The 14,931-nt window shown below is 44.8% G+C and carries 10 protein-coding genes and 2 pseudogenes; 1 reads left to right on the forward strand and 11 read right to left on the reverse strand.

Annotated elements, in window-relative coordinates; genetic code table 11:
* Positions 1 to 79 precede the first annotated feature (79 nt).
* From B3A20_RS12095 to B3A20_RS12145, 11 genes and pseudogenes are all read right to left on the reverse strand, one after another.
* A complete protein-coding gene (locus tag B3A20_RS12095) occupies positions 80 to 1,573 on the reverse strand; it encodes a toxin-antitoxin system YwqK family antitoxin (RefSeq protein ID WP_290765188.1) in 1,494 nt (497 codons plus the stop codon).
* A 106-nt stretch (positions 1,574 to 1,679) separates the two neighbouring features.
* Positions 1,680 to 2,990: a toxin-antitoxin system YwqK family antitoxin gene (locus B3A20_RS12100; protein ID WP_290765191.1), complete on the reverse strand. Its 1,311-nt coding sequence runs from the start codon at positions 2,988 to 2,990 to the stop codon at positions 1,680 to 1,682.
* A 124-nt stretch (positions 2,991 to 3,114) separates the two neighbouring features.
* Positions 3,115 to 5,007: a toxin-antitoxin system YwqK family antitoxin gene (locus B3A20_RS12105; RefSeq protein ID WP_290765193.1), complete on the reverse strand. Its 1,893-nt coding sequence runs from the start codon at positions 5,005 to 5,007 to the stop codon at positions 3,115 to 3,117.
* Positions 5,008 to 5,146: 139 nt separating this feature from the next.
* Positions 5,147 to 5,992, reverse strand: a complete 846-nt coding sequence (locus tag B3A20_RS12110; protein WP_290765195.1) for a helix-turn-helix domain-containing protein — start codon at positions 5,990 to 5,992, stop codon at positions 5,147 to 5,149.
* A 245-nt stretch (positions 5,993 to 6,237) separates the two neighbouring features.
* Positions 6,238 to 7,755, reverse strand: a complete 1,518-nt coding sequence (locus B3A20_RS12115; RefSeq protein WP_290765197.1) for a DUF3943 domain-containing protein — start codon at positions 7,753 to 7,755, stop codon at positions 6,238 to 6,240.
* 107 nt (positions 7,756 to 7,862) lie between these two features.
* Positions 7,863 to 8,798 (reverse strand): UDP-glucuronic acid decarboxylase family protein, encoded by a 936-nt coding sequence (locus B3A20_RS12120; RefSeq protein ID WP_014546896.1) that lies wholly within the window; start codon positions 8,796 to 8,798, stop codon positions 7,863 to 7,865.
* 144 nt (positions 8,799 to 8,942) lie between these two features.
* Positions 8,943 to 9,806, reverse strand: coding sequence for a carboxylating nicotinate-nucleotide diphosphorylase (nadC, locus tag B3A20_RS12125; protein WP_088630674.1), 864 nt, complete (start codon positions 9,804 to 9,806; stop codon positions 8,943 to 8,945).
* A complete protein-coding gene (locus B3A20_RS12130; protein ID WP_290765202.1) occupies positions 9,806 to 11,239 on the reverse strand; it encodes a sugar transferase in 1,434 nt (477 codons plus the stop codon). Before B3A20_RS12130 ends, nadC begins: the two co-directional genes overlap by 1 nt.
* Positions 11,240 to 11,270: 31 nt before the next feature.
* On the reverse strand, positions 11,271 to 12,560 hold the full coding sequence (locus B3A20_RS12135; RefSeq protein ID WP_290765205.1) for a homoserine dehydrogenase: 1,290 nt from the start codon (positions 12,558 to 12,560) through the stop codon (positions 11,271 to 11,273).
* 45 nt (positions 12,561 to 12,605) lie between these two features.
* Positions 12,606 to 12,797 (reverse strand): annotated as a pseudogene (locus tag B3A20_RS12140) (hypothetical protein); the annotation flags it as partial.
* A gap of 252 nt (positions 12,798 to 13,049) precedes the next feature.
* Positions 13,050 to 13,568, reverse strand: a pseudogene (locus B3A20_RS12145) (SUMF1/EgtB/PvdO family nonheme iron enzyme); the annotation flags it as partial.
* Positions 13,569 to 13,684: 116 nt separating this feature from the next.
* Between B3A20_RS12145 and B3A20_RS12150 the strand changes: the two are divergent.
* Positions 13,685 to 14,857, forward strand: coding sequence for a sugar transferase (locus B3A20_RS12150; RefSeq protein ID WP_290765212.1), 1,173 nt, complete (start codon positions 13,685 to 13,687; stop codon positions 14,855 to 14,857).
* The last annotated feature ends 74 nt before the right edge of the window (positions 14,858 to 14,931 follow it).

Genomic DNA, 14,931 nt, shown 5'->3' on the forward strand with positions numbered 1-14,931 from the left:
TCCCCGGCACAGTGACTGGGGTGACAAGCGCCATGACATGAGTTTCGTTCCAGACCTACCAATAAATATCACCTATCGGTTACTGAATTGGTATTAAGGACATATTTTGATACTTTTTAATTCGTTTTTTATATTCGCTTTTACTTAATTTCGTTCCTCCATCATAACACCATTCTGATTCCAATTCTCCGTTTGCATTCCAAGACTTCCAGCAACCACTCTTTCTGTTTAAATGATACCGTCCTTCCTCCTTTAACATACCATTTTCATGCCAATATTTCCAGCGTTGCATTTTTTTGCTTGAACTGTAAAAACCATCTTCCTTCAATTGGCCATTTTCATACCAACATTTCCAAGTTCCATTCAACTTATCAAACTCATAATTTGCTTCTTCTATCAAAAGCCCTTTTTCGTTCCAAGATTTCCAGCATCCATTTTTCTCACCATTTTTATAAAAACCAAGTTCTTTCAATTTTCCATTCTCATACAATTCTTTATGGATTCCGCTTTTTTCGCCTTTTTTATAAAAATCTATTGATTTCAGTCGGCCATTCGAATACCATTCTTTCCATGTTCCCACCTTATCTCCATTTTTGTAAAACCCTATTGCTTTCAGACGACCATTAGAATGCCATCCTTTTGATGTTCCCACTTCCATTCCGTTCTTATAAGTTCCTACATATGCTACCATTCCATTTTTATGCCAAAATCTGTAAGGTCCATCCGTTTCACCTGATTTAAACTTTCGTATGCCTGCAAGCTGGCCATTATTATGCCAAGTTTTCCAAATTCCTTCTTTCTTACCATATTTATAATTCCCCTCTTCTTCAAGTTTTCCATTTTCATGCCATTCTTGATACACGCAATTTGTTTCTTTACAAATTTTTTTGCTAGCCACATTCCCGTTTGCATGCCATGATATTGATGAATCTTCCTCAACTCTCCTATCATCTTTATAAAATTCAACTACTCTTAATTGTCCATTTGGATGCCACCATTTGGTATAGCCATTTTGTTCGCCAGCTTTATAGTTCGATTCTTCTTTCAAGTTTCCATTTTCATACCATACTTTCGAAATTCCATCAAGCCTACCAGACTTATAATTCTCTTCATACCACAAAAGCCCATTTTCGCGCCACGATTTCCACACACCCTCCATTTTTCCGGCTTTATAAAAGCCGTCCTGTTTTATTTTTCCGTTTGCATACCATTCCTTCCAAGCACCATCTTTAATACAATTTTTATAGTTCTCTTCTAAGACAAGTTTTCCATCGTCATTCCATTCTTTCCTCTCAAAATTTTGCACACCGTTTCCATACAATCTTTCTTCTTTTAGTTGTCCATTCTCAAGCCACCACTTCCAAGTTCCACTCGGCACACCATCCTTATATTGACGAACTTCTTTTTGATTTCCATTTTCATAAAACGATATGTATTTGCCATCCATGCCATTTTTAGAAAAAGTTGTAACGAATTTTAATACACCGTTATCGTAATATTTTTTATGCTCTTCGACACCACAGGCGACGAGGAAGAAAAGAATTATAAAGGAAATAAAAGTTTTGTGGTTCATAGGCAAAGTCGTTTATTGCAAGTTTATAAATTCTTTTAGGAGATTCCCGCCTTTCCCCGTCATCCCCGTCAAGCGAGGACAGGCGCGAGGGCAGGCGCGGGAATGACTACATTTTTATCTTATGGGGCCTAGAAAGCCCCCCCAAATATTTCTTTGGTCTTTTTTCCACTTCTGCATCATATTGCCAAGTCGATTCCAATTTTCCATTTTCACACCAAGTTTTCCATACGCCATCTTTGTAACCATCTTTATATGTTCCCATTTCTTGCAACTTTCCGTTTTTATACCATGATTTCCAGAGACCATCTTGCTTACCGAATTTATAGTTTCCAAATTCTTTCATTTTACCGTTTTCATACCATTCTTGATACTCGCCATCACGAATAAATTCATCATCACAATAAATAGGAAGATTCAAATTGAGTTTTGCACGATATAAGCATCCTAAATAAAATTCTTTATAGCTTTTTTTCCCCTTAAAATATTCCACCATTTCTTGATTTCCATTTTTAAACCAACTTTTATAAGAAATCAGTAAACCCGTTTTAAAACAACCTTCAGCCTGTAACTTTCCATTTTTATACCATGATTTCCAGATTCCTTCCGGTTCATCAAGTTTATAGATTCCTTCCGATTCTAATTGTCCGTTTTCATACCAAGATTTCCATACACCGTCAAGAATACCATCCTTATAGTTTATCTCTCTTATCAATTTATCATCATCATCCCATAATTTCCAAGTGCCATCTTTCACACCAGATTTATAGGCACCAATTTTTCTCCACCTCGTATTTCCACTTAGCGGCCACAATATGTTTTTTTGAGGCCACATTTTCCAAACGCCTTCTCTACGACCTTCTTTATAGTATCCTTCAGACTCCAATAGTCCATTCGAAAACCATTCTTTCCATAGACCTTCGCGTTTACCGTCCTTATAAAGTCCTTCTTCTTTCAATATTCCATTTCCGTACCTCATCTTCCATAGACCTTCTTTTTTGCCTAATTTATAGAAGCCTTCGGTTTCTAAGACATTTTTTTCATTCCACGAACGCCACACGCCATCAAGTTCGCCATCTTTATATTGTTCCTCCCTTTGCAAATTTCCATATATATCCCACATTTTCCATACGCCATCGCGGTGACCGGCTTTATAACTTTTTTCTTCTAGCAATCTTCCTTCAAAGCTCCACTTTTTCCATATTCCGTCAAGGCTATCATATTTATATTGACCTTCTTCTTCGACAAGACCATTACTGTGGTAGCTGATAAACCTACCATTTTTAGCATTCCAACGATACGTTGTTATAGATTTTATTTCGCCATCATCGTATTCCTTACGTACATTATTATAGGTTGCAGCAAGGAATAAGCTGTAGCCGATAAGGATTGCAATCGAGAGATATAGTTTTAGTTTCATAATTAGACTGTAATTTAAAGACACTCATTCTTCTAATTTGAATAAGGTGGATGGGTAAAAGTTCCATGGTAAAACATTCATTAATTTATCTTTTGTCCTACGTTCCTTTGAGCCCATTGGTTTATTACTCATTATTTTTTTTTCGCATCGGACGAGGCCTAATCTTTTTTTCATTTCGATAAAATTCTTCGTTTACAACATTCAAAGGCATCACCACTTGATTATTTTCTATTTGATGTTTTGCGGTTTTCGATTGATTATTTGCAAATCTTTCGTTTCCAAAATTTCTCTTTACTGCATCATAATCAAACTCTCTTTTCAGTTGTCCATTTTTAAGCCATTCTTTCCAAATTCCTTTGGGTTTGCCATTTTCGTAAGAGCCTTCAAACGCCAATTGACCATTTTCAAGATAGACTTTCCAAAGGCCATCTTTGGCGTGCGATTTATAAAACCCTTCGATAGCAACTCCTCCGCTTTTATACCATACGCGCCACAAACCATCTTTACCGTCAGAAGTATAAGATCCTTCAAAAGCAATTTTTCCATCTGGGCGCCATCCCTTCCAGACGCCATTTAACTCACCCGCTACGTATTTACCTTCTCTTTTCAATTGTCCGCTTTCATAAAATTCTTTCCATATACCAGCCTTCCTACCAAATAAATATTGTCCGATCAGCGAAACTTGTCCATTTTTATAAAATTCCTTCCAAACGCCATCCAACGATCCCACTTCATAGTTACCTTCTTTCTTCAACTCTCCGCTTTCATAGAATTCTCTCCAGAGACCATCGAGTTTGTCTAATTTATAAGTAGTTTCATACGCCACTTTTCCATTTGAACGGAACTGTTTCGAAACACCATCAAGCATATCTGCTTTATAATTTTTGATCCATTCCAATTGTCCATCTCTAGACCAAGATTTGAATACACCATTTTTCATATCGGATTTATACGACGTAAGCTCTTTTAATCGTCCATTTTCATACAATTCTTTCCAAGAACCTTCCTTGTTTCCGTGCTTGTAATATGCCTCAGATTTCAATCGTCCATTTGGATACCAAGATTGCCATACGCCATTAGGTTCACCTGATTTATAATATTCGACAAGTTCCATTTTCCCGTTTTCATACCAAGATTTCCATAAGCCATCCATGTTACCGAATTTGTAATTTATTTCAGACGCCAATTGACCATTTTTATACCATACTTTCCACACGCCATTAGGCTCACCCGATTTATAATACTCTGCCGTTTTCAACTGACCATTTTCAAACCATTCCCTCTTGGCACCGTCTAAAGCGCCATCCTTGTAATGTCTTTCTGTTTTCAACTGGCCATTTTCAAACCACTCTTTCCAAACACCATCACATGTTCCTGCTTTATATTTCTTTTCTGACAACAGTTGTCCATTACTATTCCATTCTTTCCAAACACCATCCATCAGACCATTTGCATAATATTTTTCGAACATGATTTGGCCATTTGGAAACCAAGATTTCCATAATCCTAACCTTTCTTTTTCTTCATATAGCTTTTCATCCTTCAATGTACCATCGCCATACCACGTTTTCCAGGTTCCTTTCCTTTTTCCATCATCATAAGTCCCTTCTATAGCCTTCACTCCACTATCATACCACTCATTCCAAATGCCATCCAAAATACCGATTTTATACATACACTCTAATTGCAATTGTCCATTTGCAAACCATTTTTTCAATAGTCCCTCTATAAGACCAATTTTATAGTATTCATCTAATTTTAATTTTCCATTTTCGTGCCATGTTTTCCAGGGGCCTTCTTTTCGACCTGCTTTATATTGTCCTTTTTGTTTTATTTTCCCATTATTGTAATACGAGATAAACTTATCCTCTTTGCCATTCTGATCTAATGTTGTTATAGACTCTATTTCACCACTATCGTAATATTCTTTACGCGAGAAAACTTCTTTGTCGCAGGCGACGAAGAAGAAAAGTGAAGCAAAAAGCAATGTGAATAAGATGACTTTTCGGAATTTCATAATCAGATCGCAATTTAAAATTATTCTTCCTGCAAATTACAACATACGAAGGAGATTGATTATAGACAATCTGTTAAATTATCGTAAATAAAGGAGATGCCCGGTCGAGGCCGGGCATGACAACATTGGTTTAGCTAACTTATTCAGCGGTTTTGCGGTAGGCTTTGGGCGAGACTCCGACGAGGCGCTTGAAGAATTTTCCAAAGAAAGAAACGTCCGGGAAGTTCAGAATTTTGGAGACTTTCTGGATGTCTCGGGACGACGAGCGCAACAGCACCTTTGCATCGAGAGCGATATGCTCGTCTATCCAGCGCTTGGCATTTTTACCAGTCTGCTCTTCGGCAACGGCTGAGAGGTACTTCGGCGTAATCCCAAGTTCATCGGCATAGAATTTCACGGAATGTTGTTCGCGATGCTTTTCGACGACAAGGTCAATGAACTGCGAGAACAGCACCTGGCCACGGCTCTTGACGACATCCGTCGTAATCGGTTCTTCGACAAAGCCGATGCATTCGTACAAAAGTCCTATCAGATGATTCTTGAGAACTTGCAAGCGGCAAGCGCTGGTTTCCGTCGTTTCAAACTTTTTCTTCAAAAATTCAAAGCTTGAATTCAGTTGTTCAAACTTTCCCTTGTCGAGATGCTGCAGCGGATTTTCACGGAACCTTAAAATCAATCGCGTATTGTCATCAAAGCGAATGATCAATTCATCAATCATATTCTTGGAGCAAGCAATGCACTCCGGGTCAAAATCGGCAGAAGCATTCTTGGCACGCAGCACCTGTTCCGGGAACACGACAAACAAGGCGCCCGCTTCGAGGTGGTAGGTTTTAAGGTCAAGTTCAACGTCCACGGAACCGCGTTTCACCAAGAGGAGCACTGCCGCCTGGACTTTTACATAATTTTCAAGCCCGAATTCCTTAAGACTGGTAAACATGGCAATTTTATCGGGCAACACGTTTGCTTGACGCAAAAAATTCAGCATCGAAAAATCCGCAGTGCGGATATTCGCATTTTTATGAAAAGGAAGGTCATTCATTATATTGATATCTTAGTAAAAAGTAGAATGAATGTCAATTATTGATGAAGGAAGTAATTTTTTATTACAAGATGGCGATTCCGCTCCGTCCCCATTCGCGGATCATGACCACATAAGAGCTGAAGCTCTAAGTGGTCAAAGAGAACAAGTCCGGGACGACAAAAGACAGTAACAACAAGAAGGCTAGATTTTTAAAACAGTTTGTAGCAGAAGTACAGAGTGTATGCAAATACGCCGCGACTCATGGGTTCAAAAAATTCCGAGGAATAAGCGGCAACCTTGGCATAGGTATCAAAACGACCGCCCAACGCAATTTTATTTGTCAAATCGTATTCTGCCGAGGTATAGTTCATCAGCAACATATCCCAGCCATCAGCACCATAGTGCGGTAACGAGCCCGGAATCGTATGCAGCACATCGACTATCATCTTGTTTTTGAACCGGAACTTTTTCCCGATTGAGACTTCAACCCCAAGCACGTACTTTGCCCCCATATTGTACTGGTAATTGTCCATGTCCGATTCATATTCTGGATGCACCTCACGAATCAAGTCGTCATAGCCCATATCCGTCGTGCCGAGCAAAATGAAATAAATCTGGTGGTACATGCGGAACCGCAACTTAGGCAAAAGCCAAAGTGAAAAGTCAATACCCGTACCGATAGAGATTGTACCGACCGTTGCGAAGTCGCCATAAAACGTACAATAGTCTAAATACGTTGCAAAATCCACCCAGTGGCCACGGCCATGCACACCGGCGTTCGTGAGTTTCCCCGTCACATCAAGCTGAAAAAGCGTCCCATCGGGACCAACTTCACCGCGAGTGAGCAAAGTAAAATAATCAAACGGTCGCTTGACCTTCCGGAACGGCTTGCCATATTCAATTTCGGCGCCATACATGACATGCTTATCGTCCCAGCGTTGGTCCAAATCATCCTCATTGCGGCCACCGTAGCGATAGATATTCCCGAAATGCGAGCCCGTTCCCAAGAAAATAGAGAAATCCATCGGCGTGTTGCCCGTAAAGACATCGCGGTTGCCGAACATTTTCCTTTGTAAGTAAGCAGAATGCGCCATTCCAAACGCGCCAACCTGATTGTACCAGGGAGATTCATCAACGCCATAAAGTTTTCGCGAGAGCCTGTAAAGGACTTCGCCATAGACAGCGCCGCCAATTGAAGTTGCAATCAAGTCATTGATGGAGGGGTATTCCGTCTCGGCAAACATTTCCCACGTGTAGCTACCGAGGGCGGCAAACAAGAGGCTACCATAAAAGCCATAACCCGCGCCACGCGCAAAGTTGTAATAAGTAGCCCCTTGATACGGGTGCCCATAAAAATTAATCGCCCAATGGTTGTGGTCCCATTGCCATCCTTCCTTAAAATTGCGTTTCCAGTATTTCGGCCCCGTGCGCGCGTAACTTTTGTCCAAAACATAGCGGTCCCACGCCCAGATAAAGCCGTTAAAACCGAACACCTCGCCCAAGACAAAAAACGGATAAACTTCTTTAGGCTTGTTCAAGACATCGTTTTCGAGAGTATCTGCAAATGTCGTGTTGGTAATGGTGTATCCGATATTGACAGAATCGTAAGGGGTTTCCTGCGGGGGGATAGAAAACAAAGGAACGACGCCTTGTGGCACCGGATTTAATTCCTCACCCCAAGTATAGAACGAACAAAACAAAAGTACCATCAATAATTTGCGGATCATATTTCTCTCTTTTACACCAAAGTTAAGACTTTATTGAAAAAATTAAAGAGGAGTCTCGACGGCTCCTCTAAAGTAGAGAATGAACGTCAAATATTTAAGATAAATGGTTACTTCGACTTAAGCAAGTTATCGAAGTAGACGATTGTCTTTTCGAGCCCCTGGCGGAGCGGAATTGTCGGTTCCCACTTGAGAGCGCTCTTGGCAAGCGTAATGTCCGGACGGCGCATTTTGGGATCGTCACCCGGGAGCGGCTTGTAGACAATCTTGCTCTTGGAACCCGTGAGTTCAAGCACTTCCTTGGCGAGTTCGAGCATCGTAAATTCGCCAGGATTGCCGATGTTCACCGGTCCGATAATCTTGTCCTGGTTCATCATGCGGACAAAGCCTTCGATGAGGTCGTCCACGTAGCAGAAACTGCGGGTCTGGCTGCCGTCACCGTAGATGGTGAGGTCTTCGCCATTGAGCGCCTGGACGATAAAGTTCGAAACGACGCGACCGTCGTTCGGGAGCATGCGCGGGCCGTACGTATTGAAAATGCGGACGATGCGGATATCGACCTTGTTCTGACGGTGGTAATCCATGAAGAGCGTTTCGGCGACGCGCTTGCCTTCGTCATAGCAGCTACGGATGCCGATGGGGTTCACGTTTCCCCAGTAGTCTTCGGTCTGCGGGTGTACAGCCGGGTCACCATAAACCTCGCTGGTACTCGCCTGTAAGATGCGGGCTTTCACGCGCTTTGCGAGACCGAGCATGTTGATAGCACCCATGACGCTTGTCTTGATGGTCTTTACCGGGTTGAACTGGTAATGGATCGGGCTTGCTGGGCATGCCAAATTGAAAATGCGGTCCACTTCCAAAAGAATCGGTTCGGTCACATCGTGACGGATGAGTTCAAAGTTGCGGTTGTCGCGCAGGTGGGCAACGTTAGCCATACGGCCTGTGAAGTAATTGTCTAGGCAAATGACTTCGTGACCGTCATTCAAAAGTCTTTCGCAAAGATGACTTCCTAAGAATCCAGCACCACCAGTAACTAAACAACGCATAAAAACTCCCATAAAGCGTCTGTATAGTGGAAATATAGTAAAGGAGAATAATAAAGGAGATGCCCGCTCGGTGGCGGGCATGACAATTCTGCTGTAAGCATGACAGCTAGATGGCGGGGCAACGCCCGCCATAACAAATTCGAATTAAATTCTCATTGAGATGTCGAGGGCCTTGACGCTATGCGTGAGGGCACCGACAGAGATGAAGTCGAGACCGAGCGTTGCAATCTGCTTCGCGCGTTCGAGAGTCATGTTGCCAGAACCTTCCACGAGGCACTTGTCGCCACTTTCCTTGATAATCTTCAAGGCTTCGGCCATCATTTCGTTGCTCATGTTGTCGAGCATGATGACATCGACACCCTTGTTGAGGAGTGCACGGAGCTGGTCGAAGTTTTCGACTTCCATTTCGACCATCAAGCCCTGCTTGTTGTTCTTCTTGACGACTTCAAGAGCTTCGAGAACGCCACCGGCAGCCGCAATGTGGTTGTCCTTCACGAGCACCATGTCGAAGAGGCCCATGCGGTGGTTGGAACCGCCACCGACGCGAACGGCGTACTTCTGCAAAGTGCGGAATCCCGGAATCGTCTTGCGGGTATCGAGCACCTTGGTCTTGCCGCCCTTCAAAGCTTCCTGGAACGTGTGGGCAACCGTTGCCACACCGGAAAGTTGCTGGATGAAGTTCAGGAGCGTGCGCTCGCCCGTCAAAAGTTCGTGCGTCGTGCCATCGAGTTCAGCAATCAAGTCGCCCTTCTTCACAACGTCGCCATCTTTCTTGTGGAGCGTCACCTTGGCATTTGCCTTGAGTTCCTGAAACACGAGTTCGATAATCGGAAGGCCGGCGAGCACGCCATCTTCTTTTGCGATGAGGCGGGCATGCTGTTTCTGGTCTGCAGGGATGGTCCATTCGCTGGTCACATCGCCCGTGCGAACGTCCTCGGCAAGCGCGAGGCGGATCATGGTCAAAGCATCTTCGGTTGGGAATACTGGAGTAGAATTATCGCCGTACATTACTGTGCGCCTTTTCCGGTTAAAACAACGTAAACTGTTCGTACAAGAATCTGGAAGTCCAAAAGCAAGCTCATATTCTCGTAATAGTACATATCGTACTGGAGCTTGATTTGCACGTCTTCGATGCTCGTATCGTAATGGTGGCAAACCTGAGCCCAGCCCGTGAGGCCCGGTTTCATCTTGAGGCGGCTGATGTAGAACGGAATCTGTTCACGGAGCTTACCAATAAACACGGCACGTTCCGGACGCGGGCCCACCATGCTCATGTCGCCTTTCAAAACACAAAGAATCTGCGGAAGTTCATCAATGCGGGTCTTGCGCAAGAAGCGGCCAATTCGTGTAATGCGCGGGTCCTTCTTGGTCGCCCACTGGGCACCGAACTTTTCGGCATCGGTACGCATCGTGCGGAACTTGTAGACCGTAAACGGCTTGCCATAAAGACCAATACGTTCCTGCGAATAGAAAACCGGACCATGGTCATCGAGCTTGATTGCAATGGCTGCAAATAGGCAAACCGGGAGCGACAAAAGCCCGAGGAACAAACCAAAAGCAATATCGATAATGCGCTTGACGCGAACCTGCCAAGGCGGCATTGTAAACGCAAAAAGTTCCTGCAGCTCAAAACCGTAAACAAGGTTCGCCTTAAAGCGTCCATTCACAACGCTATACAATTCAGGAACAATGTAAATATGGAGCGGGAGTTCACAAACCCAGACGAGCACGCGCATAATCTCTTGCGGAGACGTACTTTCGTGCGCAATGATAATGCCACTCACCTTGTACTTCTTGACAAGTGCAGGCAAATCAGAATACTTGCCGAGAACAGGAACCTTCGCAAACTTTTTCGGCAAGACCTGGTAGCGTTCATCGACAAAGCCGACAACACGCTGACCACGAGCCGGAGTCCTCGCCAAGTCACGGGCAATCTTTTTACCCGCTTCAGTAGCGCCAAGCACGAGGATGTTGTTCGCCCCATAGCCCTTACGGAGCAAAGCCCGCAAGAAGACATAGATGAGCATACGGAACAGGGCGACAAGCATAATTGCAAGTCCGCCGTAAATAAAAATCCACGGGAACCGGGAGCCATAGAGGTAGCCTTCATTGAGCGGCTGGTTCGTAAAGACCTTCCCCATGAACTCGGCACCGAATAGACAAACTATAATCAAGACCACACCGATTACAACAGCGCGAAGAACACGCAGCACCTGGTGTGTTCTTGATAACAAAAGCCAGGAACGATACAATCCGGCAAAGGCAAACAAGGTAAGCCACCCAATATTCAAGACAAGCCCGTACTGCCAATAGCTAGCGAACGTCTTGCTCGGGTCGAACTTGTCTACGATAAGGCCACTATGGAACTGAACCCAAAACGCCAAGGCGAAGCAAATCGACAAAGCTGCAAAATCCGAGAGGATTAAGAGAATTCGTTCCATAGTAGTTGCGCGAATCATATACGACCTTTAATTAAGCGAGGAAGCGGATGACCTGGCTCTTCTCAACGATTTCGGAAAGAGAATTCACAGCATCGACAGCCTTGGAAAGCTTACTATCGAGAGTCTTTTCCGTAATCACGACGATGGACACCTTGCCCGGGTCGTTCACGTTCTTCTGGATAATCGTTTCGATAGAGATGTTGTTGTCTGCAAGGATCTTCGTAATCTTGGCGAGCACACCGCAAGCGTCACGGGACGTGAAGCGGAGGTAGTAGCGGGCGCTAGTTTCGGAGATAGGAACGAGCGTTGCAGAGTTTTCGACGTTGAACCAGCCCATCGGGAGTGCCTTGCGGCTGCCCTGGTCGGTAGAACGAGCGAGGCTCACAAGGTCGGCCACGACTGCAGATGCGGTCGGAAGGCGGCCTGCACCGGCTCCAGTCTGGACCGTTTCGCCGAGGTTGTCGCACTTGAGGTAAACAGCATTGATGACGCCGTTCACGTTAGAGAGCAAGTTCGTGTTCGGGACAAAGCACGGATGGACGCGGGCGTCCACGCGGTCACCGTCACGGTGGTAGATACCGAGGAGCTTCACGCAGCAGCCAAGTTCCTTAGCAAATGCGATATCCTGGGCGGTAATCTTGGAAATACCGGTGACGTGGATCTTTTCGAAGTCCACGCGCTTGCCACTGCAAAGGCTAGCAAGGAGGGCCGTCTTGTGGGCGGAGTCGATACCTTCGATATCGAAAGTCGGGTCTGCTTCGGCAAAGCCGAGTTTCTGTGCATCCTTCAGGACGACGTCGAAGTCGAGACCTTCTTCGGCCATGCGGCTCAAGATGTAGTTGCAAGTACCGTTAATGATGCAGCTCAGGCTTTCGACCGTAGAGCCAACGAAACCTTCCTGCAGGCTACGGATAATAGGAATGCCACCGCCAACAGCAGCTTCGAACAGGACATGCAAGCCCTTCTTAGCAGCAAGCGGGAAAATTTCGTGACCGTACTTGGCGAGGAGAGCCTTGTTGGCCGTCACCACGTGCTTACCGCTTTCGAGAGCAGCGAGAATCCACTTGCGCGGCATGTTGTAGCCACCGGCGAGTTCCACGAGCACGTCAATATCGTCGCCAGCAATCATTTCGTCGGCATTGGTCGAGACCTTGTAGCCCTTGGCCTTGTACGGGGCCACTTCTTCTTCGGACTTGGCGCAAATGCAGGAGAGTTCCAACTCAACGCCAAGCTTTTCCTTATATTCGGCAATCTTCTGTTCAAGAATCTGAATGACACCACCACCAACGGTACCCGTGCCAATTAAACCAATACGCAACATATAGCGTCTCCATTTTAAATTTTACGCGCTATAATGTAGAAAAAATCAGTCCAATGTTTTCAACAGGGAATCCAGACGGTGGGTTATTTGCTCGGCACCCGCACGACAGAGGTGGTCATCATCGTAATTCATGCCTTTCAGATAATCGTGTTTCCCCATCTTGTGCTGGTCAAAGAACGTGAAATTGCTGTATTTCTGGGTCAGCCCATTTAAACGTTCAATGATTTCAGGAGCCTCAAGACGGACGACACGACATTCTGGTTCACGTGCCCAATCACCCATTCAGGATGATCAAAAGCATAGCCATAAGGCGCTTTTACACTTTGAATAAGTTTTCCAGTACTGTCCGCCACAAAAAGAACTTCATGCACCCCGTATTGTCACCAAAAAATTTTCGACTTTGTCCAAAAAAGCAACATCGGGAATTACGCCCTTGATAATACATTCATTGACATCATTTGTACTAGACGTGCCTGCATAGCAATTATTTTGAGAAGCTACCTTAACCCATTCCGCTTCGGTCGGAAGCCTAAAACCGCTCCTATCAAGATGGAACGAGAAACCTGCAAGATTCACGCAATGTCCATCTTTATCAAATTCCGCGCTAGAATATTCATAGACAGTATCCAAATTTTCTGTTTTACTTTTTTCATTCGCAAAGAGAACGGCATCAAAAAAAGTCACATTGACAACAGGCAAGCTATCCGGGCCACAATCGATGCGATTTTCAACAACCGATTCATCAATGACCGACTTAAATTCACCACAAGTTACCTTATGGACGTCCACCCAATAATCATAGTCGAGCAAGACTTCCATTTCCGGAGATTCGTCTATTTTGGCACCGTTCTTATTTGTGCCCAGTATAACAGTATCCTTGGACCCCTCGACAAGCAACATTTGCCTCTGCATTCCCGAATACGGCAAAACCTCGGTTGGTCCCCCATCCGATTGGCATCCCGCAAAAATTACCGCAAAGACAATTGCCCCTAAAAGCTTAAATATCATTTTCTATCCTTCTATGAAAAATCTAATAAAAAAAGTCCGTATTGCAAACATTGATTTACAACGCTTAAAAAATGGCACCCAAAAAAAGCAATCCCCATTTTTATATATTTAGGCACATGGAACAGGAAAACATCAATCCGACAATTGGTTCGATTCTAAACGAACAAAAGCTAAAGAATATCGTTTACCCAGCCCGACTCTTCAAGGCTAGGTTGAACGAGGAATTTCTCCGCGCCAACCGAACACGCAAGCCATTCCTGTTCATCAAAATTTATTCGCACCAGTTCGACATGCTTGGTTGGGGCCGCCCTTCGAAGATTGTCGAAAACACTTGGAAAATTAGCGTACTTACAATGTTCTCGCACCTGCGATTCATTGACGTGCTAGGGTACCTCTCCGACAATAGCGGTATCGGCATCATTCTTTTGAATTCCGACATGAGTACGCTTGAAAACATCCGTAAAGAAATCCTACACAAGCTCAACGACGCAGGCCTTATCCAGGCGCTCCGTCACAAGCCCAAGGCTCCGATTTTCCAAGCATACCTTTACACCGGCTACCAGGAAAAGGACAACCTTGAAATGGATGACAAGCTGAAGGAATTCAACAGCACCAACGGAAGTTTCTTCACGCTCAACCGTTTGAACCTTTCTGACATCTGGGTGCACCCGCACAAGATTCGCTTCAGGCACATCATCAAGAGAATTGTGGACGTCACCTGCACATCCGCAGCATTGATTGTACTTTCCCCGCTTCTTCTATTCTGCGCACTCGCCGTAAAAATCAGCGACCCGAAAGGTCCTATTATTTTCAAGCAGACGCGCGTAGGCAAGAACGGCGCGTTGTTCACCATGTACAAGTTCCGCAGCATGTACGCTGACGCCGAAGAACGCAAAAAAGAACTTATGGCCATGAACGAAACTGGCGGCAAGACCTTCAAGATGAAGAACGACCCTCGCATTTACCCGTTCGGTCATGTCCTCCGCAAGTTCAGCCTCGACGAACTGCCGCAGCTCATCAACATTCTCAAAGGCGATATGTCCATTGTCGGACCTCGCCCGCCTATTCCGTCCGAAGTGGCCGAATACGAACCGTGGCACCGCATGCGTCTTTCCGTGACTCCGGGACTCACCTGCATTTGGCAGGTCAGCGGCCGCAGCAATATTCCATTCGAAGGACAGATGCGCCTCGACAACGACTACATCCGCCGAGACGGAAAGCTAGTCGATGACTTCAAGCTCATCCTCAAGACGTTCAAGGTCGTGTTCAAGGGCGACGGCGCATACTAGCACCTACGACGCAGTCGGCAGAGCTTAGAAATACTTAAAGGTAAGAGAGATGTTCTATGTTCTATGTTCTATGT

This window comes from Fibrobacter sp. UBA4297, assembly GCF_002394865.1.
GTDB lineage: Bacteria > Fibrobacterota > Fibrobacteria > Fibrobacterales > Fibrobacteraceae > Fibrobacter.